General features: G+C 70.9%; 16 protein-coding genes. 9 read left to right on the forward strand and 7 right to left on the reverse strand.

Features of this window, described 5'->3' with window-relative positions; translation table 11 throughout:
• The first annotated feature begins 32 nt into the window (after nt 1-32).
• The 6 genes from ACIP4X_RS32015 to ACIP4X_RS32040 all read left to right on the forward strand — a co-directional run bounded on the left by ACIP4X_RS32015 (nt 33) and on the right by ACIP4X_RS32040 (nt 5,654).
• A complete protein-coding gene (locus tag ACIP4X_RS32015; RefSeq protein ID WP_358735089.1) occupies nt 33-1,058 on the forward strand; it encodes a substrate-binding domain-containing protein in 1,026 nt (341 codons plus the stop codon).
• Nucleotides 1,058-2,626, forward strand: coding sequence for a sugar ABC transporter ATP-binding protein (locus ACIP4X_RS32020; protein ID WP_358735091.1), 1,569 nt, complete (start codon nt 1,058-1,060; stop codon nt 2,624-2,626). Before ACIP4X_RS32015 ends, ACIP4X_RS32020 begins: the two co-directional genes overlap by 1 nt.
• Nucleotides 2,627-2,671: 45 nt before the next feature.
• Nucleotides 2,672-3,127 carry a D-ribose pyranase gene (gene rbsD, locus ACIP4X_RS32025; protein ID WP_358735092.1) on the forward strand — a complete coding sequence of 152 codons (456 nt, stop codon included), beginning with the start codon at nt 2,672-2,674 and terminating at the stop codon, nt 3,125-3,127.
• A gap of 90 nt (nt 3,128-3,217) precedes the next feature.
• The gene (gene deoC, locus ACIP4X_RS32030; protein WP_358735094.1) at nt 3,218-3,931 is read left to right on the forward strand and encodes a deoxyribose-phosphate aldolase; all 714 of its coding nucleotides are present in this window, start codon (nt 3,218-3,220) and stop codon (nt 3,929-3,931) included.
• A gap of 110 nt (nt 3,932-4,041) precedes the next feature.
• Nucleotides 4,042-4,800 (forward strand): GntR family transcriptional regulator, encoded by a 759-nt coding sequence (locus tag ACIP4X_RS32035; RefSeq protein ID WP_358735096.1) that lies wholly within the window; start codon nt 4,042-4,044, stop codon nt 4,798-4,800.
• A gap of 125 nt (nt 4,801-4,925) precedes the next feature.
• Nucleotides 4,926-5,654, forward strand: a complete 729-nt coding sequence (locus ACIP4X_RS32040) for a sulfite exporter TauE/SafE family protein (RefSeq protein ID WP_401351661.1) — start codon at nt 4,926-4,928, stop codon at nt 5,652-5,654.
• A gap of 30 nt (nt 5,655-5,684) precedes the next feature.
• Here the strand turns inward: ACIP4X_RS32040 and ACIP4X_RS32045 are convergent, their stop codons facing one another.
• Both ACIP4X_RS32045 and ACIP4X_RS32050 read right to left on the reverse strand, forming a co-directional pair.
• Nucleotides 5,685-6,086, reverse strand: coding sequence for an NTP pyrophosphohydrolase (locus tag ACIP4X_RS32045; RefSeq protein WP_401351664.1), 402 nt, complete (start codon nt 6,084-6,086; stop codon nt 5,685-5,687).
• Between the two features lie 204 nt (nt 6,087-6,290).
• Nucleotides 6,291-7,367: an LCP family protein gene (locus tag ACIP4X_RS32050; protein ID WP_401351667.1), complete on the reverse strand. Its 1,077-nt coding sequence runs from the start codon at nt 7,365-7,367 to the stop codon at nt 6,291-6,293.
• Nucleotides 7,368-7,783: 416 nt separating this feature from the next.
• Here ACIP4X_RS32050 and ACIP4X_RS32055 point away from each other — a divergent pair, with 416 nt between their 5' ends.
• Nucleotides 7,784-11,572, forward strand: coding sequence for a CDP-glycerol glycerophosphotransferase family protein (locus ACIP4X_RS32055; RefSeq protein ID WP_401351670.1), 3,789 nt, complete (start codon nt 7,784-7,786; stop codon nt 11,570-11,572).
• A gap of 157 nt (nt 11,573-11,729) precedes the next feature.
• On the opposite strand, the gene ACIP4X_RS32060 is transcribed toward ACIP4X_RS32055, so the two are convergent.
• Nucleotides 11,730-12,641, reverse strand: a complete 912-nt coding sequence (locus ACIP4X_RS32060; protein ID WP_358735105.1) for an endonuclease/exonuclease/phosphatase family protein — start codon at nt 12,639-12,641, stop codon at nt 11,730-11,732.
• Nucleotides 12,642-12,693: 52 nt separating this feature from the next.
• Between ACIP4X_RS32060 and ACIP4X_RS32065 the strand changes: the two genes are divergently transcribed.
• The gene (locus ACIP4X_RS32065) at nt 12,694-13,887 is read left to right on the forward strand and encodes a hypothetical protein (protein ID WP_358735107.1); all 1,194 of its coding nucleotides are present in this window, start codon (nt 12,694-12,696) and stop codon (nt 13,885-13,887) included.
• Between the two features lie 43 nt (nt 13,888-13,930).
• Nucleotides 13,931-15,457: a hypothetical protein gene (locus ACIP4X_RS32070; RefSeq protein ID WP_358735109.1), complete on the forward strand. Its 1,527-nt coding sequence runs from the start codon at nt 13,931-13,933 to the stop codon at nt 15,455-15,457.
• A gap of 96 nt (nt 15,458-15,553) precedes the next feature.
• On the opposite strand, the gene ACIP4X_RS32075 is transcribed toward ACIP4X_RS32070, so the two are convergent.
• The 4 genes from ACIP4X_RS32075 to ACIP4X_RS32090 form a co-directional block, all read right to left on the reverse strand.
• Nucleotides 15,554-17,683, reverse strand: a complete 2,130-nt coding sequence (locus tag ACIP4X_RS32075) for a 3-hydroxyacyl-CoA dehydrogenase NAD-binding domain-containing protein (protein WP_401351675.1) — start codon at nt 17,681-17,683, stop codon at nt 15,554-15,556.
• Entirely contained in the window at nt 17,680-18,909 is a 1,230-nt protein-coding gene (locus tag ACIP4X_RS32080) for an acetyl-CoA C-acyltransferase (protein ID WP_358735112.1), read from the reverse strand. Before ACIP4X_RS32080 ends, ACIP4X_RS32075 begins: the two co-directional genes overlap by 4 nt.
• 117 nt (nt 18,910-19,026) lie before the next feature.
• Nucleotides 19,027-20,055, reverse strand: coding sequence for a LacI family DNA-binding transcriptional regulator (locus ACIP4X_RS32085; RefSeq protein ID WP_401351678.1), 1,029 nt, complete (start codon nt 20,053-20,055; stop codon nt 19,027-19,029).
• Nucleotides 20,052-22,472 (reverse strand): glycoside hydrolase family 2 protein, encoded by a 2,421-nt coding sequence (locus ACIP4X_RS32090; protein ID WP_401351681.1) that lies wholly within the window; start codon nt 22,470-22,472, stop codon nt 20,052-20,054. Before ACIP4X_RS32090 ends, ACIP4X_RS32085 begins: the two co-directional genes overlap by 4 nt.
• Between the last annotated feature and the right edge of the window lie 134 nt (nt 22,473-22,606).

Genomic DNA, 22,606 nt, shown 5'->3' on the forward strand with positions numbered 1-22,606 from the left:
CGCAGACTCACGGACCCGACAAGGGAGTCACGATGTCCCCGCGCACCCTCCTCAGATCCCTCCTCGCCGCGACGGCCGCGACCGCGGCCCTCACCCTCACCGCGTGCGGTGCCGTCACCGCCGCCGACTCCGGCGGCTCCGGCGACGGCTCCTTCAAGCTCGCCCCGTACATCCAGCAGCGGGTCGACGAGCACAAGCCGATGCGTATCAAGCTGAGCTACCACGACCCGTCCCTCGCCTTCGCGACGCCGATCGGCGCGGGCATGAAGCGGGCCGGCAAGGAGCTCGGGGCCGACGTCTCCCTCATCGGCCCCACCGGCGGCGACGCCGCCAAGCAGGTGTCCGAGATCCAGACGCTCATCCAGCAGAAGGCCGTGGACGGTCTCGCCGTCTCCTCCGCCTCCAGCGACGCGCTCAAGCCGGTCATCAGCCAGGCCTACAAGGCGGGCATCCCGATCATCTCGTTCAACACCGACAACCCCGACTCCCGGCAGATGGGCTTCGTCGGCCAGGACCTCAAGGGCTCCGGCAAGGCCGAGGCCGAACAGCTGCTCAAGAACCTCAAGGGCGGCGGCAAGGGCAAGTCCGTCGTGGTCTTCTCCGTCGACACCGGGGCCGGCTGGTCGCACGACCGTTTCAACGGCTTCAAGGAGGGCCTGGCCGGCAGCGATCTGAAGGTCGTCGGACCGGTGAACGTCGGCAACGAGCCCAACGCCGCCTACAACACCGTCGAGTCCACCATGTCCGGCCAGTCCGGTGTCGTGGCCGTCGCCGGGCTCGACTGCTGCTCGACCACGGCCGCCGCCAAGTGGGTGGCCCAGTCCGGACGCGCCGACTCCATCACCATGGGCGGCTTCGACCTGCTCACCCAGACCGCCGAGTACATCGACCGCGGGGTCCTGGACTTCACCATCAGCCAGAACCCGTCCGAGCAGGGCTACCAGGCGGTCAAGGTGCTGTACGACTTCCTCACCAAGGGCACCGCGATATCCGGTGTGGACACCGGCGCGCAGTTCATCACCCGCAAGAACCTCGACGCCGCGACGGTGGAGGACTGATGACCGCCACCTCCCGCGCCGCCGCCCCGGGCGGCTCGGCGCCTCCCGGCGGCCCGCCCGGCGCCGTCCCGGCCGTCCGGATCCGCGGCCTGTCCCGCAACTTCGGTCCGGTCCGTGCCCTCGGCGACGTCTCCTTCGACGTCCCGGCGGGCGAGGTCACCGCCCTGCTGGGGGAGAACGGGGCCGGCAAGTCGACCCTGCTCAAGATCCTGGCCGGTCTGCAGCCGCCCAGCGAGGGCGGTGTCACCGTCTTCGGCGAGGAGGTCACGTCCTTCGACCCGAGTACGATGCTCGGCCGGCACGGCGTCGCGATCGTCCCCCAGGAGCTGTCGCTGCTGCCCGACCGCAGCGTGGCGGAGAACGTGCTGAGCGGGGTCGAGCCGGGCAACCGCTGGTTCCCCTCCCGGCGCCGCATGCTGGAGCGCACCGGCGAACTCCTCGCCGAACTCGACCTGAGCCTCGACCCGAACGCCTCCGTGCGGACCCTGGACCTGGCCACCCAGCAGCTCATCGTGGTCGCCCGGTCCATCGCCCGGGGCTGCCGCGTACTGATCCTGGACGAACCGACGGCCATGCTCACCCCGGCCGAGGCCGACCGGCTGTTCGCCCTGATGGACAAGCTCAAGGCAGCCGGGACGACCATGCTCTACGTCTCCCACCGCATGCCCGAGGTCTTCCGCCTGGCCGACCACATCCAGGTTCTGCGCGACGGCACCCACGTCGCGTCCTGGCGGAGCGCGGACACCACCCCCGACCAGGCGGTCGCCGCCATGGTCGGCCGTGAACTGGGCCGGCTCACCCGCCGCGCGGCGCGCGACAGCGAGTCCTCCGACGAACCGGCCCTGAAGGTACGCGAGTTGAGCGGGCGGCGGCACAACGGTGTCTCCTTCGACCTGCGTCCCGGCGAGATCCTGGGCGTGGCCGGACTGCCGGACTCCGGCCGGGTGGAGCTGCTGCACAACCTCTTCGGCGGTGACCGCGGCACCGGCGGCACCGTGGAACTGCTGGGCACGCCCTACGACCGGCGCGATCCGATCGCCAGCGTCGAACGCCGGCTCGCGTTCGTGCCCGGAGAGCGCCGCGCCCAGGGGCTGCTGACCACCATGAGCGTCGGCGAGAACATCGGCGCGCTCACCACGAGGGCGTTCAGCCGGTTCGGGATCGTCCGCCGCCGCGCCTTCGACGCGAGCGCCGCCGACCAGGCGCAACGGCTGCGGGTCAAGACCGCCACCATGAACCAGCCCATCACCAGCCTGTCCGGCGGCAACCAGCAGAAGGCCGTACTCGGACGCTGGCTGGCGATCAACCCCGAGGTGCTGATCCTCGACGAGCCCACCCGCGGCGTGGACATCGGGGCGAAGGCCGAGATCTACGAGCAGTTGTTCGCGCTCGCCCAGAAGGGCCTGGCGATCCTCTGCTCCTCCTCCGACCTGCCCGAACTGCTGACCCTGACCGACCGGATCGCCGTGATGAGCGAGGGCCGGCTGGTGAAGATCGTCGACTCCGCGGAGGCGACCGAGGAGTCCGTCATGGCCCTCGCGACCGGAGCGACGCCGGCCGCGGCCTGAGAACCCGCGGTCCGAACCGCGAAGACCCACCGAAAGGAACCCACCGTGAAACGCTCCGGCATCCTCAACGCCGAACTGAGCGGGGCCCTGGCCACGCTCGGCCACACCGACCTGCTGCTGGTCGTGGACGCCGGCTTCCCCGTCCCGCGGGACGCGCACCGCGTCGATCTCGCCCTCGCCGAGAACCTGCCGGACCTGCGGACGGTGCTCGGACTGATCGCCGACGAACTGGTCGTCGAGGGCGTGGTCCGGGCCGAGGACGTCCCCACCCACAACCCACGGCTGGACGCGTGGCTGCGCGAACGCTTCTCCGCCGCCGAGTTCACCACCCGTCCGCACGCGGAGGTCCTCGGCGAGCTGGCCCGGCAGGCCAAGGTCGTCGTACGCACCGGAGCCTTCGAACCCTGGGGCAACATCGGCCTGTTCTGCGGCGTCGACGTCCCCAGGTGGTTCGGCGGCGAGGGCGTCGTCGTCCCGGACCACTACGCGTCCAGGCTCTGAGTCGTCGCCGGCCGTACGCCCCCACCTCGAAAGCACCCGACGGGCGATTCGCCGGGTGCCCCACCGCCCTCCACACAGGGAGATCACTCCGTGTCCACCACGACCGCCATCGCAGCCGAACTCAACCTCACCCCGGCCGAGTTGGCTCCCTACATCCAGCACACCAAGATCGATCCGGATGCGACCCGCGACGACATGGTCGCCCACGCCCAGGAGGCGGTCACCCACGGCTTCAACGCCGCGATGGTTCCCGCGTCCTGGCTGCCCGTCGTCGCGGCCGAACTGCGCGGCACCGGGGTCGGAGTGGCCTCCGCACTGGACTTCCCGACCGTCGGCGTCATGACCAGCGCGGGCAAGGCGGCCGAGGCCGCGGAGATCGCCCGGCTCGGCGCGACCCAGCTCGACATCGGCGTCCAGATCGGCTGGCTCAAGAGCGGCCGCTACGACGACTTCCGCGAGGACATCGCGGGCGTGGTCAGGGCCTCGGGCCTGCCCGTCAAGGTCATGCTGGAACTGCCGCTCCTCACCGACGACGAGAAGGAGGCCGCCGTCGAGCTCGCCATGGAGGCGGGCGTCGCCTTTCTGAAGAACGCCAGCAGCGGACAGATCGAGACTGCGAATCCGACGAGCGTTCGCTACCTTGTTGAGCGGGCGCGGAACGGGGTTCAGGTGAAGGCGTCCGGGTCCATCAAGACCTACCGGCAGGGCCTGGAACTCCTGCGCGCGGGTGCCTCCCTGCTCGGGACCAGCGCCGGTCTGGAGATCGTGACCGACACCGGTGACGAGTCGACCGTCAGCTACTGACCGGCCACTGCCGCCGCACCCCGCCCGCACCTCGCGGCCGGGGTGCGGCTCCCCATTTTCCGGAGCGACGCCCGTCCTCCGGTGAGACCGGAGAAGGAGATGCGACAACTGTGACGGCCGACAAAGGGGGGCTTCCGGGCATCAAGCGTGACGTCCCCACGGCGATCCACGTCCAGATCTCGGAACACATCCGACTGCGTATCGCCAGCGGCGAGTGGCCGGCGCACTACCGCCTCAAGAGTGAGCCCGAACTGGCTCAGGAGTTCGGTGTCAGCCGCGGCACCCTGCGGCGCGCCCTGACCACGCTCATCGAGGAGGGACTGCTGCGGCAGGTGCGCGGGCGCGGCACGTTCGTCACCTCGACGACGATCGAACCGGCCATCGCCCAGAAGCTGAGCACCCTGTCCGAGGACTTCGCGAGCCAGGGCGTGGTCACCACCACGTCGGTGCGGGAGTGCTCGCTGATCGTTCCGCCCCGGCCCGTCGCGGCCCTGCTCGACGTCGCTCCCGGCACTCGCGTGCTGCGTCTGGTGCGGGTGCGCAGCACCGGCGAGGGCCCGGTAGCGCTGCTGTTCAACTTCGTGCGCACGGACGTCGCGCCCGGCATCGAAGAGGTGGACTTCACCGCCTCCAGCCTCTTCGGGGTGCTGGAGGGCACGTACGGACTGAAGATCGCCACGGCCCGCCGGACGTTCAGCGCGGAGGCCGCCACCGCCGATGTCGCCGACGCCCTGTCACTGCCCGAGGGTGCGCCCGTGCAGTACCTCCAGCAGGTCACCTACCTCGCCGACGACCGGCCGGTGGAGTACTCGGACGTCTGGATCCACAGCGGCCGGCTGCGGGTCACCTCGCTGCTGCTGCGCAGATGAGGCCGGTGCGCGGTCGTTCTCCGGGCGCCCCTCGGGGCGCCGGGCGCTCTCCCGCTCGGTAATGTGCGGGGGAGGTACGGGGTCGGACGGGTCACCCCGGCGGCAGCGGGCCGGAAAGGGAGCACGTGACGACCACCCTGATCGCCGAGGTGGCGCTGGTCACCGCGCTGGCGTCGTTCGCGCAGGCGCTGAGCGGCTTCGGGTTCGCGCTGGTGGCGGTGCCGCTGCTGACGCTTATCACCACTCCCCAGAACGCCGTCGTCGTGGTGACCGCGCTGGGCGCGGTCCTCGCGCTCGCGGTCTGGGTCCACCAGAGGGAGCACGTCGGTGTGCGCACCGTGGGCCTGGTGAGTGCCGCCGGACTGGTGGGCATGCCGCTCGGGCTGCTCGCGGTGACGGTGCTGGGCGCCCGCTCACTGTCGGTCCTCATCGCCTGTGTGGTGCTGGTGTTCGCCGTCCTGATCGGCCGGGGGCTGACCTTCCGGCGCGGTACCGGGCCCACCGTCGCGGCGGGTGCCGTCAGCGGGGCGCTGCTGACCGCGACCGGTATGAACGGGCCGCCGCTGGTCGCCGCCTTCCAGGCCATGGGCCTGACGCCCCGGGAGTTCCGGGCCACGCTCCAGGCCACGTTCTGCGTCCAGGACGCCCTGGCCCTCGCCGGCTTCCTCGCCGTCGGCCGGCTGACCGGGGACAGCCTGCTCCTGGCCGGCGCGGGGCTGCCCGGCCTCCTCGTGGGCTGGTGGCTCGGCGACCGCGTCTTCACCCGCACGGACCCCGCCCGCTTCAAGAAGATCGTCCTCGGGGTACTGATCGCCAGCGCCGGCGCGGCGCTGTACCAGGCCACACTGACCTGACCCGTTCTCCGGGCCCTGCCTGACCCGCGGTCAACGCTCCTGACCGGAGGCGTCCCGGCCGCCGGGGCCGTACACCGTGCGCGGGCCCACGGTGGTGGCGCCCGTCGCGGTCACCCTGCGGCGCAGTTCGCGGTCGGCGGTGACGACCACGCGGGACCGGTCCGCCGCGGCGGCGACCAGCCGGACGATGTGGTCGTCGCCGTCGCCGGAGGCCTCCTCGACCCGTACGCCGGGCACGGACGGCACGCCCCGGGCGGCGCCCTCCAGGACCAGGACGATCTCCAGCGGACCCGGCACACCGGGAACGCCTCCCTCGGCGTACCCGGCGAGCCGGTCGCGCAGGCGTTCGGCGGCGGCCCGACGGTCGCGCCACCATCCGTCCGGGACGGAGCCGACGACGTTGGCCCCGTCGACGATCAGCAGGGTCGGCATCGTGGGTCGGTCCTTCCGGTCGGGATCAGACGCGGTACCAGTGTCGGTGACGTCGTACGCCCACGGGCATCCCGCCCGTCCCGACCTCACCCGACTCGTGCTGCCCGACCCGTGCTGCCCGACCCGTTCCGCCCGACCCGCCGGACCTGTCGCGCCCGGCGGTCGCCGGCCCGTGGACGAGCGCGACCCCGCCGGGCGGATCGATCAACCGCCCGTCGCCGGGGACTTCTTGGCGGACTCCGGGATGGTGGAGTCGTCGTGGAGCGCCTTCCACAGTTCGGTCGCCTGGGGCTCCGCGGCCACCACGCGGTTGGGGTCGATCTTGTCGTACATCACCGGCAGCATGATCGTCTCCATGCTGGACGGGTCGACCCCGTTCAGGCTGCGACTGAAGTCCGCCAGCTTGGTGAGGGAGGCGAGGTCGGAGTCGGTGGTGAGCGCCGCGGTGAGCTTGTCGGCGATCTTGTAGGTCTTGGTGGGGCTGCCCAGGAGGTCCTGCTGCTTGATCTCGCTCAGCAGGTCCAGCATGAACTGCTGCTGGAGGCTGATGCGTCCGAGGTCGCTGCCGTCCCCGATGCCGTGCCGGGTGCGGACGAACTGCAGGGACTCGGTGCCGTCCAGACGGTGGGTGCCCGCGGTCAGGTCAAGGCCGCTGGACTTGTCGTGGATGTCCTGGTCCACGGTGACGGTGACCCCGCCTATCGCGTCCACCAGCCCCTTGAACCCGGAGAAGTCGATCTCCATGTAGTGGTCCATGCGGATGCCGGACATCTGCTCCACGGTCTTCACCACACAGGCCGGACCGACCTGTCCGTAGATGGAGTTGAACATCACGCGCTTCGCCGACGCCACCGCCGTGCCGTCGGACTTCGTGCACTCGGGCCGGGTCACCAGGGTGTCGCGCGGAATGCTGATGGCGACGGCCTGGGTGCGGCCCTCGGGTATGTGCATCACCAGCGCGGTGTCGGACCGCGCGCCGGAGACGTTGCCGGTGTGGAGTGCGGCGTTGGCGCCGGCGCGGGAGTCGGAGCCGAGGATCAGGATGTTCTGCCCGGACGTGGGCAGCTTCTCGGGCCGGTCGTCACCGATGGCGTGATCGATGTCGAGGCCCTTGATGTTGTGGTTCAGGCCGCTGAGGAGCCAGTAGACGACGCCCCCCGAGGCCAGCACCAGCACCAGCAGCGTCAGCAGAACGATGCGTCCCCAACGTCGCTTGCTCCGCGGGGGGTGCCCGCCGTCCGGCGCCTCGGGCGCACGAGCGGACTCCATCGTTTTCGACATCGAGTTCGGTTCCTCTCCATTCGGGCTCCGCTCCGGCGGAGTGGCAGGGCCCGGGTGGGGGAGGCCGGCCCACTGCGTGGTCAATGCAGTGGGGAGAACTATAAGCAACTCGACCTGCTGCTCCTGCGGGTGGGCGACCCGCGGTTGGCTCATTACCCCCGCGTGTTGATGTCCCTTGACCTTCCTTAAGATCAACATAAGATGTCGAACTTGTGATCGGCGGGTTGAGGGGGGCTCATGTCCGCGGTCGCGAAAGGCGTGCGATGTTCCACGCGGCCAGGGGGCCGCACGGGCACGCCGAGCAGGGGGTGGGCGTCCACTGTGGAGTGGTGTGCCGTCCGGTGGGCGAAGTGCATTGGTGGGAGTACGAGTTGGCGGATCACCCGCGTCTGAGTGTTGTCGTTCCCTTTCAGGACGTGGAGGTCTATCTCGCGGAGTGCCTGGAGTCGATGGCACGCCAGTCGTTCCGCGACTTCGAGGTGATCCTCGTCGACGACGGCTCCACCGACGGGTCCACCGGAATCGCCGAGGACTTCTGCGCTCGTGACCCGCGCTTCCGGCTCATCCGCCAGGAGTCGCACGGCCCCGGCCACGCCCGCAACACCGGCCTGCGCGCGATGCATCCCGAGGGCGAGTTCCTCGCCTTCGTCGACGGCGACGACGTCATCCCCGAGTACACCTACCAACTGCTGGTGCGCACCCTGGAGGAGTCCGGTTCGGACTTCGTCTCCGGCAACGTGCAGATGATGAACTCCACGAAGAAGTGGCAGTCTCCGCTGCACAAGGGCCCGATGCAGAAGAACCGGCGCGGTACCCACATCACCAGGTTCGAAGGGCTGATCTACGACCGCACTGTCTGGAACAAGGTGTTCCGGCGGTCCTTCTGGGACCAGCACTCCATCGAGTTCCCCGAGGGCGTCCTGTACGAGGACTCCTGGGTCAACATGTTCGCCCACTTCCGGGCCGGCAAGGTCGACGTCGTCACCGACATCGTCTACTTCTGGCGGCGCCGGGAGGGTGGAGCTGCCCCCTCGATCACGCAGCGCCACACCGAGGTGTCCAACCTGCGCGACCGGGTCCTGGCGGTGCAGTCGGTCAGCCGCTTCCTCGCCGGCCAGGGCTCGGACCTGTACGAGGAGAGCAAGCGCAAGTACGACCTCGCCTGTCTGAAGTCCGACCTGATGCTCCACCTGAAGGTGCTGCCGGAGGCCGACGAGGAGTACCGCGAGACCTTCATGCAGTGGGCCAACGAGTTCCTCGACGAGGCCGACCTCACCATCATCGACGAACTGCCCGCGGAAGCCCGCGTCAAGTGGCACCTCGTGCGGGCCGGGCGGTTGGACGAGCTTCTCGAGGTCATCGCCTTCGAGCGGCGCGGCGGCCCGATACCCGTGCACCGGCGTTTCCACCGCTACCTGAACTACCCCTATCTCGGGGACCGGGAGGTGGGCCTGGACAAGAAGGCCTACCGCCTCGACAAAGAGTTCTCCCTGCACGGTTCACTCACCGGCGCCCGCTGGACCGCGGACTCCGATCTGCTGACGCTCACCGGCACCGCGTACATCCGTTTCATCAACGTGCACAAGAAGCACATGTCGGTGAAGGCGCTCGCGCTGCGCAACAAGAAGCAGGGGCGGACGCTCGTCGCCCCGGCGAAGACCATCTATGCCCCGCAGGCCACCGAACAGTCGCAGCAGAATCGATACTGTTATGACTGGGCCGGCTTCGAGGCACGCTTCGACACGAGCCGCCTGAAGCAGAAGGACAAGTGGGTCGAGGGAACCTGGGACATCGCCGCCGGCGTCCTCAGCCGCGGGCTGTTCCGCTACCAGGGCATCGAGAGGGGCGCCGCGAACAGCGCGGCCAACCCGCCGTACCGGTACGTCGACCGCAACACCCGCATTCTGCCGCTGTTCGTGCAGGGCAAACTCAAGCTGCGCGTGGAGGTCGTGCGGTGCCGGATCACCGGGCACCGCCTCGTCGGTGAACAGCTCGAAGTGCGCGGCGTCTACCTCGGCCCCACCGTGCCCGAATGGGGCAAGTTCCGGGTGACCGACATGGGCGGTGTCGGACGTCACGACGCCTGGGTGCGCTTCACTCCGGGCGGTGAGGGCTGGTGCACCTTCACCACCCGGCTTCCGCTGAGCGCCCTCGCCCCGGGTTTCCGGGCCGGTACCCAGGGCGAGGAGGAGATCCCGCAGTCCTGGAACATGGGCAGCAACGGCTGGAAGACCACCTTCCACGTCGAGGGCCGGAAGATGACGATCTACCCGGTCATGGCCGAGGGCACGGCCGACGGGCACTACCGCATGCCCGCCTCGCTGCAGACCCGTGAAGGCGACCGTGAGATCGTCGTGCACCGCAACGGATCGGGCTACCTGGTCCTGTTCGAGCGGGCGACCCTGCCCACGGTGACCGGTTTCGCCTGGCGCGAGGACGGCTCACTCGAGATCAGCGGCCGGTACTCGGCCGCGGACCGGCTCTCGGCGGCCGAGTACGGGGCGGCCCACGTGGTCGTGCGCTCACGTGCGCACGGCGCCGAACGCGAGGTCCCCCTCGTCTGGGACGGTGGCGGCTTCCGCTGCGTGCTGACCCCCGCGGCGATGCGGACCCTGGCCGGCGACATCCCGCTCGCGGCCGGCCGCTGGGACTTCTTCCTGCGTCGTCAGGACCTCTCCGCGGTGGCCCGCGAGGACCGGCTCGACGACCTGATGATGAAGATCGACCAGGACCTCGTGCCCGCGTTCCCGCACGACTACGAGGAGAGCGAGCGCCGCTACGAACTCCAGGCGGAGGCCTACGACCGCCTGAGCCTGCTCGTCCACTCCGCCATGCCCGACGACGCCCGCGGCCCGTACCGGCAGAAGCTGCTGAGGACCAAGGCCTACCCGGCGGCCCGTCGCACACCGGTGCGCCCCGCGGTGCTCTTCGACGCCTTCAAGGGCACCCAGTACTCCGACAGCCCCCGTGCCCTGCACGAGGAACTGATCCGGCGCGGCGTCCGCCTCGACCACCTGTGGGTCGTACGCGACGACCAGGTGCCGCTCCCCTCGAGCGTGCGGGCCGTCCGCATGTGGTCCCCCGAGTGGTACGAGGCCCTGGCCACCAGCCGGTACGTCGTCGCCAACAACCACCTCCCCGACTGGTTCGTCAAGCGCGAGGGACAGGTGGTCGTGCAGACCTGGCACGGGACACCGCTGAAGAAGATCGGCCACGACATCGAGGCCATCCACTTCGCCGACCAGCGCTACCTGGAACGGGTCGAGAAGGAGGTGCGGAACTGGGACATGCTGGTCTCGCCCAACAGCTTCTCCACCCCGATCCTCAAGCGCGCCTTCGGCTTCTCCGGCCGGATGGTCGAGTGCGGCTACCCGCGCAACGACATCCTTCGCCGCCCCGGCACGGAGCAGCGCGAGCAGTGGATCCGCCGGCGCATCGGGCTGCCCAGGGGCAAGCGGGTCGTGCTGTACGCCCCCACCTGGCGCGACGACCAGTTCTACGCCCCGGGCAAGTACAAGCTCGACTTCCGTATCGACCTCGCCGACGCCCGCGCCCGGCTGGGCGCCGACCATGTGCTTCTGGTCCGGCGTCACCCCAACGTGGTGGACCCGGTTCCGGGGGCCGGTGACGGTTTCGTCTTCGACGTCTCCGACTACCCGGACATGGCGGACCTCTCCCTCATCACCGACGTGATGATCACGGACTACTCGTCCCTGATGTTCGACTACGTCAACACGGGCCGCCCGATCCTCTTCTTCACCTACGACCTCGACCACTACCGCGACACCCTGCGCGGCTTCTACTTCGACTTCGAGCGCAGCGCCCCCGGGCCCCTGGTGTCCACCTCGGAGGACCTGGTGACCGCCGTCCGCGACATCGACCGCATCCAGGACGCGTACGACGAGCGCTACCGCCGGTTCCAGCGTGAGTTCTGCGACCTGGACGACGGGCACGCCGCCGCACGGCTCGCCGACCGCATGCTGCTCGCGGGCGGCGACCTCGCACCCGAGGACGCGCACGCTCCGGTGGTCGGCACGGTCGACACCCGCGGCGCGGGCCGCGAGCTCACCCCGCTGCACGAGGACGCTCAGGAGCGGTTCGCCGGCGCGGCGCCGTTGAGGACCACACTGCTTCCGCGGCCGCTGGAGCGGGCGACACGGCCGGATCTGGACGACGACCGGACCCATGAGGGCGTGATCGTGTGACGCCGGCGAAGGGCCGCCGGACACCCGGCGGCTCGCCCGGCCGGCCGGCCGCCTCGAACAGTTGCCGACAGCCATGACCACGCCCGTGAAGCGGCCGGAGACGGTCACCGCACCGGGTGTCTCCGGACGCCTCGACGGCGGTTTCGCCGGCGCTTCCTCATCCGGTGCGCACCTGGAGCAGCAGGGCGAAGTGGTCCGAGGCGCCGGTGTCACGCACGGTGCACCGGACGCGTGGCAGTCCGGTGAACAGGTAGTCCAGCTTGTGCCCGGAGACATGCGTGGCACGGCCGGAACGGGACGACGCGGACGCCTGGTCGCACTCCCGGTGCCTGCCGTAGGGGCCGCTCGACCAGACCCACGAGGAGGGGTTGCGCGGGCCCGGCGGATCCACGTTCAGATCACCGCCGTAGACAGTGCGCCGTGCGGGCACCGAGGCCGCCAGCGCCTTGAGCTGGTCGTCGCGCAACTCCCAGCCCGGATGGGCCCGGTCGCTTCCGCGCGGACTGAGGTGGGCGGTGCACACCCGGAGGTCGTGCCGCGCGACCGTGGCACAGAGGATGCCCCGCCGCAGTCCCACGGTGGGCTGCTGCGCGGCCACCGTGCCGACGGCGGACAGCCGGTACGACGAGAGCAGCGCGAAACCGGCGGCGCCCTGCCCGGGTTCGGCACAGCGGACGTCGCTGGTGCGACCCGAGGCGTCGCGCCAGGTGTAGGGCCGGAACTCCGTGCGCCAGGACCGGCCGAGAGCCGCGCGCACCGTCTCCAGGTCGCCGGCACAGGCCTCCTGCAGCAGGACCAGCCGGGCCCCGGACCGGGTGACGAGCCCTTCCAGCTCAGCCCGCTTCACGGCGCGGCTCCCGGTGCCCCGGCAGTTCCACTGCTCCACACCGCACATGTTCCAGGTCGCCACGGTGAGCGTCCGCTCCGCGGAGGAGAGCCGGGCCGGCCAGGAGGCCCGCACCACGGTCAGCATGGTGGCGAGGCCCAGCAGTACCGCCGCGGCGGCAATCGCCCGGCGCCCCGGCCGTCCGCGACGGCAGGGGGCGAGCCGGGGGCTGGTCCAAGGCATCGGGACATCATGACCGGCCGATCCGTCAAACGCCAAAGAGTGGAACCGCACCATGTCTGAAGCACCCGCGAAGGGCCGCCAGGTGATCCAGGGGATGGACGCCTCCGGCGGCTGTCCCGTCGAGTACCGGTTCTCCCATGCGAGGAGCGGCAACCGGCACCTGATGGTCGTCTTCGCCAACCTCTTCGCTCCGGACGACTACGGCTGGGCCACCGGCATCCTCGACAACCTTCGCTGCAACATCCTCTGGATCCGCGACCGGTTCGACGGCGGCAACACCTACTACCTGTGCAGGGACATGGACTTCGCGGTCGAGAGGTCCGTGATCGGACTCATCTCGAAGGTGATGACGTCCCTCGGACTCACGCCCGGCGACGTCACCCTCTGGGGGAGTTCGAAAGGCGGGAGCGCGGCTCTGCACTTCGGCCTGCGGTACGGATTCCGCAACATCGTCGCCAGCGTCCCGCAGCTGCGGATCGGCACGTTCGTACGCGACGTGTATCCGGACACCGGCCGGCACATGCTGGGCGAGGCGATGCCGGACGACAACGTCGCTCTTCTCGACTCGGTCCTGCCCAGGCTGCTGGAGTCGGGTGCGAACCCGGACGCGCACATCTACCTGGTCTCCTCACCGCAGGACGAGCAGTACGCCGGCCAGGTGGAGCCGTACCTCGGGCTGTTGCGGCGGTACCGCAACTTCAACTTCATCCTCAGCGAGTCGCCGTTCGTCAGCGACCACGGGAAGGTGACCCAGCGCAATGTGGCGCCTCTCCTCGGGATCGCCTATCTGCTCGTCGAGGGAATCGCCCCCCGTATCGACGTCACCGGTCACGGGTACGAGGAGCCCGACGCCGACAGGTCGGAGATCGACGCCTTCCTGAAGTCGACCTCGATGGTGCGGGACTCGTTCGCCCCGCCCGTCGTGACCGTGCCCGCGGCGGATCAGACGCTGCCGCCCACAGGTGTTCACCTCGCGGGGCGCGCACCCGGCGGCGTACGCGTCAGCATCTGGGAGAACGGCACGTACCTGGCGTCCGCTCCGGTCGCCGCGGACGGTGGCTGGGCCTGGGAGCGCGACACACCGTGGAGTTCGGGCCCGCACCTGGTCAGGCTCTTCGCCGTGGACCCGAACGGCCGTCAGTCCGGGCGCGCGGATGTCCGGTTCACCGTCTCCGAGAACGCGGTGGCGCGGTCGGACGCGCACGCCGTGCACGTCCCGGCCGGTGCGGCGTCCACCGGGCACTGAGCCCAGCCGAATTCGCAGCACATCAGAGACTGGATCCACGTACATGTCCAAAGTGCCCGCAAACAGCCGGCAACCGCTCGTCGGCATCGAAGCCTCGGGAACGTTCCCGGTCGAGTACCGGTTCGCCCACGCCAAGAGCGGCAACCGGCACCTGGTCGTCGTCTTCGCCAACTTCTCGGCGCCCGACGACTACGGCTGGTCGAACGGGGTCTTCGACAACGTGCGCGCCAACATCCTCTGGATCCGTGACCGCTTCCACGGGATGAACAGCTACTACCTCTGCAAGGAGATGGACTTCACGCTGGAGGAGTCCGTCGCCGCGCTGATCTTCAACGTCATGAGGTCCCTGTCCCTCACCCCGGACGACGTCACCCTGTGGGGCGGCTCCAAGGGCGGCAGCGCGGCACTGTACTTCGGGCTGCGCCACGGCTTCCGGAACATCGTTTCCATCGTGCCGCAGTTCCTGATCGGGACGTATGTGCGGAAGGTGCACCCCAAGGTGGCCGCCTTCATGCTGGGGGAGGGGATGCCGGAGGAGAACGTGCGGGCCGTGGACGCGCTCCTGCCCGAGCTGGTTCGCTCCGAGACCAACCGGACCGCCAACATCTATCTGCTCTCCTCGCCGCAGGACGAGCAGTACCGCGAACAGGTGGAGCCCTTTCTGGGCCTGTTCCAGCGGTACGAGAACTTCAACTTCATCCACAGCGAGTCGCCGTTCATCACCGACCACACCCAGGTCACCCGGCGCAACGTACCCGCCCTGATGGGCATCCTGAATCTGCTCGCGGACGGCCTGCCCCCGCGCCTCGGCCACGTCCGCAACGGCGCCGAGGAGCCCGACCGCGACCGGTCGGCCATCGCCTCCTACCTCGCCGCCACCTCCGTGGTGCGCGGGGACGATTTCCCGCCGCCCGTGGTCACGGCGCCCGCGCCGCAGGAGGAGGTCCGCCGGGACGCCGTACGGTTCACCGGCCGCGCCCCGGGCGCGGTCCGGGTGGCCGTCTGGGAGCACGGCAAGTACCTGGGGCAGGCCGCGGTCGCCGCCGACGGCGGCTGGTCCTGGGAGCTGGGCAGGGCCTGGAGCAAGGGCCGGCATCCCGTGAAGCTCTACGCGGTCGACCCGGCGGGCTTCCAGACGGCGCGGATCGAGGTGGAGTTCACCGCGGTGGACGGCGCGGCCGAGCCCGTCCCGGCGGGTTCCGCGGCACCGCCTCCGCGTCACGGCCCCGTGCCGCCGACGGCGGAGGACGGCCCGTCGGCACCGGTGGTGTCGGAGCCCACGGCCCACGAGCAGGTGGTGGACCCCCGGGTGGTGTTCGCCGGATCCGCCACGGGCGCCACCGAGGTCGGCTTCCGGGAGAACGGCGTGCCGCTGGGCCGGGCCTCGGTCGCCCCGAACGGCAGCTGGTCGTGGGACTCGGGCCGGCCCTGGAGCGAGGGCATGCACGTCGTCGACGTCTTCACCGTGGACGATTCCGGCGGCGAGTCACCGAGGACTCGGACTCTCTTCAGCGTCATGCCCGCCGCGGCGGGGGCGGCGACGGCCCCGTACCACGGAGGGAATTGCTAGGCGGCGCAGGCCTTCCGGGGCCGGACGGCCGCCGAGCGCGCGAGAGGGCCTCCGCCGTCGGCGGAGGCCCTTTTCAGCTGCCGGTGTTCGGGACGGCTACGCCGGGACGCTCGCCACCCCCGGCTCCAGGAACCGCCTGCCGTTCACCCGCTCCGACACGCCCTCGCGGTCCAGGTACGGGGTGATGCCGCCCAGATGGAAGGGCCAGCCGGCGCCGGTGATCAGGCACAGGTCGATGTCCTGGGCCTCGGCGACGACGCCCTCGTCGAGCATGAGCCCGATCTCCCGCGCGACCGCGTCGAGCACCCGCGCCCGCACCTGCTCCTCCGTCAGGACGCTGTCGCCCTGCTTCAGAAGGGCGGCGACCTCCGGGTCCAGCTCGGGCGCGCCGCTGTCGTACACGTAGAAGCCGCGCTTGCCGGCCTCGACGACCGCCTTGAGGTTCGGGGAGACCGTGAAGCGGTCCGGGAAGGCCCGGTTGAGGGTCTCCGAGACGTGCAGGCCGATCGCCGGGCCGACCAGTTCGAGCAGGACCAGCGGGGACATGGGCAGGCCGAGCGGTTCCACCGCCCGCTCCGCCACGTCGACCGGGGTGCCCTCGTCGATGACGTTCTGGATCTCGCCCATGAAGCGGGTCAGGATGCGGTTCACGACGAACGCCGGGGCGTCCTTGACCAGGACCGCGGTCTTCTTCAGCTTCCTGGCCACCGCGAAGGCGGTCGCCAGCGAGGCGTCGTCCGTCCGCTCGCCGCGGACGATCTCCAGCAGCGGCAGGATCGCGACCGGGTTGAAGAAGTGGAAGCCGACGACCCGCTCGGGGTGCTTCAGCTTGGACGCCATCTCCGTGACGGAGAGGGAGGAGGTGTTGGTGGCGAGGATCGCGTGCGCCGGGGCGACCGCCTCGACCTCGGCGAACACCTTCTGCTTGACGCCCATCTCCTCGAAGACCGCCTCGATGACGAAGTCGGCGTCCGCGAAGCCCTCCGCCTTGTCCAGGACACCGGTCACCAGCGCCTTGAGGCGGTTGGCCTTGTCCTGGTTGACACGGCCCTTGCCGAGCAGCTTGTCGATCTCGGAGTGGACGTAGCCCACGCCCTTGTCGACGCGCTCCTGGTCGATGTCCGTGAGGACGACGGGCACTTCGAGGCGGCGCAGGAAGAGCAGGGCGAGCTGGGAGGCCATCAGGCCCGCGCCGACCACGCCCACCTTGGTCACCGGGCGCGCCAGGTTCTTGTCCGGGGCGCCGGCCGGGCGCTTGGCGCGCTTCTGCACCAGGTTGAACGCGTAGATACCGGCGCGCAGTTCGCCGCTCATGATCAGGTCGGCGAGGGCCTCGTCCTCGGCGTCGAAGCCCTGCTGGAGGTCGCCGTTCTTCGCGGCGGCGATGATGTCCAGGGCGCGGTAGGCGGCGGGGGCCGCGCCGTGCACCTTGGAGTCGGCGATGAACCGGCCGCGTGCGACGGCCTGGTCCCAGGCGTCGCCCCGGTCGATCACCGGGCGCTCGACCTCGATCTCGCCCTTGAGGACCGCCGTCGTCCAGACCAGCGACTGCTCCAGGAAGTCCGCGCCCTCGAACAGCGCGTCGGCGATGCCGAGTTCGTGGACCTGCCGCCCCTTGAGCTGCCTGTTCTGGTTGAGGCTGTTCTCGATGACGACCGTGACGGCCCGGTCGGCGCCGATCAGGTTCGGCAGCAGCGTGCAGCCGCCCCAGCCCGGGACCAGGCCCAGGAACACCTCGGGGAGCGAGAACGCCGGGAGGGCCGCGGAGACCGTGCGGTAGGTGCAGTGCAGGCCGACCTCGACGCCGCCGCCCATCGCCGCGCCGTTGTAGTACGCGAAGGTGGGCACGGCCAGCGTGGACAGCCGCTTGAAGACCTCGTGGCCGCCCCTGCCGATGGCCAGCGCGTGCTCGCGCTCCTTGAGCAGCTCGACGCCCTTGAGGTCGGCGCCGACCGCGAAGATGAACGGCTTGCCGGTGATGCCGACGCCGACGATCTCGCCGTCCGCGGCCTCCTTCTCCACCTGGTCGATCGCCGCGTCCAGGTTCGCCAGCGAGGCCGGACCGAAGGTGGTCGGCTTGGTGTGGTCCAGGCCGTTGTCCAGGGTGATGAGGGCGAAACGGCCCGCTCCCCGGGGCAGGTCGAAGTGGCGTACGTGCGCCTGCGTGACGACCTCGCCCGGGAACAGCTCGGCGGCGTCCTTCAACAGCTCAGCGGTGGTGCTCACTTGTCGCCTCCGGCAGCGCTCTCGAAGTGTGGGTTCTCCCAGATGACCGTCGCGCCCATGCCGAAGCCGACGCACATGGTGGTCAGGCCGTAACGGACCTGCGGGTGCTGCTCGAACTGGCGGGCCAGCTGCGTCATCAGGCGGACGCCGGAGGAGGCGAGCGGGTGGCCGAAGGCGATCGCGCCGCCGTACTGGTTGACGCGCTCGTCGTCGTCCGCGATGCCGTAGTGGTCGAGGAAGGCCAGGACCTGCACGGCGAAGGCCTCGTTGATCTCGAACAGGCCGATGTCGGAGATCGACAGGCCCGCCTTGGCCAGGGCCTTCTCGGTGGCCGGGATCGGGCCGTAGCCCATGACCTCCGGCTCCACGCCCGCGAAGGCGTAGGAGACCAGGCGCATCTTGACCGGCAGGCCGTGCTCGCGGGCGAACTCCTCGCTCGCGACGATCGAGGCGGTGGCGCCGTCGTTCAGACCGGCCGCGTTGCCCGCGGTGACCCGGCCGTGCACGCGGAACGGCGTCTTCAGGCTCGCCAGGTCCTCCAGGGTGGTGCCCGGACGCATCGGCTCGTCCGCCGTGACCAGGCCCCAGCCGGTCTCGCCGCCCTCCGGGGTGGTCCGGCGCACGGAGATCGGGACCAGGTCGGCCTGGATGCTGCCGTCGGCGTAGGCCTTGGCGGCCTTCTCCTGCGAGCGCACCGCGTACTCGTCGGCGCGCAGCTTGGTGATGTGCGGGAAGCGGTCGTGCAGGTTCTCCGCGGTCATGCCCATGAAGAGGGCGGACTCGTCGACCAGCTTCTCGCTCACGAAACGCGGGTTGGGGTCCACGCCCTCGCCCATGGGGTGGCGGCCCATGTGCTCGACACCGCCCGCGATGGCGACGTCGTAGGCGCCGAACGCGACGGAGCCGGCCACCGTGGTCACGGCGGTCAGCGCGCCCGCGCACATCCGGTCGATGGAGTAGCCGGGGACCGAGGCGGGCAGGCCGGCCAGGATGCCCGCGGTGCGGCCGATGGTCAGGCCCTGGTCGCCGATCTGCGTGGTCGCGGCGACGGCGACCTCGTCGACATGGCGCGGGTCGAGACCGGGATTGCGGCGCAGCAGCTCCCGGATCGCCTTGACGACGAGGTCGTCGGCGCGAGTCTCGTGGTAGATGCCCTTCGGGCCCGCCTTGCCGAACGGGGTGCGGACGCCGTCGACGAAGACGACGTCCCTGACGGTACGAGGCACGATGGCTCTCCTCCAGGTGCGGGACGGCACTGCCGCGCAGCGCTGAGCGCGCGCTCAGCGCCCATGCTACTCGTCAGTAATGTGACTGCCCAGTCCCCGCGCCCACAGCGGTGAACGTCACACTTCCGGCGGTGCCGTCGAACCCCGCGGAGTCAGCACCGGAGTCGGCACCGGATGCGGGCCCGGACCCTCGTCCAGGAGGACGCCGAAGAGCGTACGGGCCACGTCCGCGCCGAAGCCGTGCACGTCGTGGCTCATCGCGGACAGCGTCGGATGGGTCAGCCGGCACAGCTGGGAGTCGTCCCAGGCCAGCAGGGACACGTCGGCCGGGACGCGCAGGCCCATCTCCGCCGCCACCGACAGCCCGGCCACCGCCATGATGTCGTTGTCGTAGACGATCGCCGTGGGCCGCTCCGGCGGGGCCGCGGACAGCAGCGACCGTGTCGCCCGCGCCCCCGTCTCGCCGGAGAAGTCGGTCGCCACCTGCCACGCCCCGGCCAGCCCCAGGCTCCGCGCCGCCGTGTCGAACGCCGCCGCGCGGATCGCCGTGTGCCCGAGCGCCGCCGCGCCGCCGACGCGGGCGATCCGCCGGTGCCCGAGCGCCGCCAGATAGCGCACGGCCTCCGTGACCGCGGTGGTGTCGTCGGTCCACACCGAGGTGAGCCCGCCGGTCAGCGACGGGTGGCCCACGGCCACCGCGGGCAGCCCGATCCGCCGCGCCACGGACGGCCGGGGATCGTCGGTACGGAAGTCGACCAGGATCGAACCCGCGATCTGCCGGGCCTTCCACCACGTCTCCAGCAGGCCCGCCTCCTCCTGCGGCGCGCGCACGAGCCGCAGCAGCAGCGAGCAGGAGTGCTCGGCGAGGACGCTCTCCACACCCGAGATGAACTCCATGTAGAAGGGTTCGAGCCCGAGCAGCCGGGCCGGCCGGCAGATGGCGAGCCCGACCACGTCCACGCGCGAACCGGCCAGCGACCGGGCGGCCGGGTTCGGCGCCCAGCCCAGCTCGCGCGCGGCCCGGAAGATGCGCTCGCGGGTCGCCTCCGAAAGACCCGGCTTGTGGTTGAAGGCCAGCGACACCGCCCCCTTGGACACCCCCGCCAGGGCGGCGACGTCCTTGATGGTGACGCGGGGTGCCGTCATCGGGCGGGCTCCACGCAGTACAGGGCGGCCCGGACGGCCTCGGCCGCCTCCCGGCCGTCCGGGATCCGCCAGCCGTCGACCCCGATGGTCACCCGTTCACCGGGGAGCAGCGTGACCAGACCCGTGTCCGCCCGCGCGGACGGGTCGAGACGGTCCGCCTGGAGCAGCAGGTCCCGCACCAGGGTCCGGGCGGTCACGGTGACCGCTCCCGGCGCCACGGACACGTCGAACTCCGGCCGGGGATAGGGGATGTCGCGGTCCGGCACCGGGAAGTACAGGGCCCGCAGGCCTGCGCCGCCCCCGGCTTCGCCCGGGGACCCCGACGCGTCCGCGACGAGGAACTCCTTCGGCCCGTCCGGCACCAGTTCGGGCGGGACGGGGACGTCCGCGACCGTGCGCGCCGCGGCGCGCAGGTCCGTGTGCGTGGCGGCGACCACCTCGCCCGCCACGGACATCCGGCGCAGGGTGAGTTCACCCGCCCACGGCACGGCCGACTGGTTGACCGCGGCCAGCGCGAGCCCGCTGTCCCGCTCCCCGAGCGTCAGCAGCCGGTCCGCGTAGAGCCGCTTCAGCTCGTGGTAGAGCGGCTTCTCCCGCCCGTCGCCGTCGATCGCCGCCCAGGACGTCACCGGCCAGCAGTCGTTGAGCTGCCAGACGACCGTGCCCGCGCACACCGGCCAGTGCGCCCGCCAGTGCTCGATGCCGGCGGCCACCGCGCGGGCCTGGTTGAGCTGGGTGAGGTAGTGCCAGCGGTCGAAGTCGCCCTCGGCCAGGGCGAAGTGCGGGGCGAGACCGCGCTCCAGCTTGCCGTTGCCGTCCTCGGCCTTCTGGTGGTGCAGCATGCCGGGGGAGTCCGGGGCGAGCTCCTCACCGGGCAGGGCGCGCAGCAGAGTCGCGTACGCCGGTGGCGCCTGCCAGCCGAACTCGGCCACGAAACGCGGCACGTTCAGCCGGTAGTCGGCCCAGCCGCGCCGGTTCCACACCTCCCACGAGTGATGGGTGCCGTGCTCCGGGTCGTTGGGGTGGTGCGCCCAGGACCCGGACCAGGGGCTGCCCGCCGTGTACGGGCGAGTCGGGTCCAGCTCGGCCGTCACCCGGGGCAGCAGCCCCAGGTAGTAGCCCTCGCCCCACGAGTCGCCGGCCAGCTCCGGCTCCCAGTCCCAGTCCCTGAAGCCCCACAGGTTCTCGTTGTTGCCGTTCCACAGCACGAGCGAGGGATGCGGCATCAGGCGTACGACGTTCTCGCGCGCCTCGGCCTCCACCTCGCCGCGCAGCGGCTGCTCCTCGGGGTAGGCGGCGCAGGCGAACGGGAAGTCCTGCCAGACCAGCAGGCCGAGTTCGTCGCAGGCGTCGTAGAAGTCCCCGCTCTCGTAGATCCCGCCGCCCCAGACCCGGACCAGGTCCACTCCCGCCGCGGCCGCCTGGCCGAGCCGCTGCCGGTAGCGCTCGCGGGTGACCCGGGAGGGGAACACGTCGTCCGGGATCCAGTTGACACCCCGCGCGAACAGCCGCTCCCCGTTGACCACGAGGGTGAAACCGGTGCCGTGCGCGTCGGCGGAGGTGTCGAGCTCCACGGTCCTGAAGCCGATCCTCAGACGCCTCGCGTCCAGCGCCTCCGCGCCGTTCAGCAGCGTCAACTCCAGTTCGTACAGCGGCTGCCCACCGTATCCGCGGGGCCACCACAGGTCGGCGTCCGGCACCCGGAGCCGTACCACCCCGGCCGTGCCGTCGACGGCCGCCCGCGCCCGCACCCCGCCCACCCGTGCCTCGACGGCGAGTTCGGCCTCCGGGCGGCTCCGCTCCACCTCGATGTGCGCCTCGACCACGCCCGTGCCCTCCTCGACGGTGACGAGGGGGCGCACCCGGGCGATCCGGGCCGTGGACCACGACTCCAGCCGCACCGGGCGCCAGATGCCCGCCGTGACCAGGGTCGGCCCCCAGTCCCAGCCGAAGGAGCAGGCCATCTTGCGGATGTGGGCGTAGGGCTCGGCGTAGGCGCCGGGCCGCTCGCCGACACACGCGCGCACGGCCTCCGCCTCGGTGTACGCGGAGTCGAAGCGCACGGCCAGTCCGCCCTGACGGCCCGTCACATCGAAGCGGTACGAGCGGTGCATGTTGCGCACCCGGCCCAGCGGTTCGCCGTCCAGGGTGATCTCGGCGGCGGTGTCCAGCCCGTCGAAGACCAGGTCGGTCCGCTCGTGCGCCGAGCCGCTGTCCAGCCGCCTCTCGTACGTCCACTCCCGGCGGCCCACCCACGCCACGTCCGCCTCGTTCCGGCCGAGGAAGGGATCCGGGATCAGCCCCGCGGCCAGCAGATCCGTGTGCACGCAGCCCGGCACGGCCGCCGGGAGCGCCGCACCCGTGTCGTCGGGGTGCCGCAGGATCCATCCCTCGGTGAGCGGTGTGGCCCGAAGCATGCGCCCTCCTAAACCGGTCCAACCCAACTGGTCTGTGATGTCTCGGCGTTGGCGAGATTCGGACTTTACCGGTTGAGCAAGCGCTGTCAGAGTGCCGAACCAGCCAACCCGGCCGCCCGGCCGGAGAACCGGCC

Source organism: Streptomyces sp. NPDC088817, assembly GCF_044750345.1.
In the GTDB taxonomy this organism is placed as follows: Bacteria; Actinomycetota; Actinomycetes; order Streptomycetales; family Streptomycetaceae; genus Streptomyces.

What these genes read in the sequence shown, in the direction of transcription:
- ACIP4X_RS32015 (WP_358735089.1), top strand. Translation starts at nt 33, where the DNA reads ATGTCCCCGCGCACCCTCCTCAGATCCCTCCTCGCCGCGACGGCCGCG.
- ACIP4X_RS32020 (WP_358735091.1), top strand. Translation starts at nt 1,058, where the DNA reads ATGACCGCCACCTCCCGCGCCGCCGCCCCGGGCGGCTCGGCGCCTCCC.
- ACIP4X_RS32045 (WP_401351664.1), bottom strand. Translation starts at nt 6,086, where the DNA reads ATGCCGACCCTGCTGATCGTCGACGGGGCCAACGTCGTCGGCTCCGTC.
- ACIP4X_RS32050 (WP_401351667.1), bottom strand. Translation starts at nt 7,367, where the DNA reads ATGTCGAAAACGATGGAGTCCGCTCGTGCGCCCGAGGCGCCGGACGGC.
- ACIP4X_RS32060 (WP_358735105.1), bottom strand. Translation starts at nt 12,641, where the DNA reads ATGCCTTGGACCAGCCCCCGGCTCGCCCCCTGCCGTCGCGGACGGCCG.
- ACIP4X_RS32065 (WP_358735107.1), top strand. Translation starts at nt 12,694, where the DNA reads ATGTCTGAAGCACCCGCGAAGGGCCGCCAGGTGATCCAGGGGATGGAC.
- ACIP4X_RS32070 (WP_358735109.1), top strand. Translation starts at nt 13,931, where the DNA reads ATGTCCAAAGTGCCCGCAAACAGCCGGCAACCGCTCGTCGGCATCGAA.
- ACIP4X_RS32085 (WP_401351678.1), bottom strand. Translation starts at nt 20,055, where the DNA reads ATGACGGCACCCCGCGTCACCATCAAGGACGTCGCCGCCCTGGCGGGG.
- ACIP4X_RS32090 (WP_401351681.1), bottom strand. Translation starts at nt 22,472, where the DNA reads ATGCTTCGGGCCACACCGCTCACCGAGGGATGGATCCTGCGGCACCCC.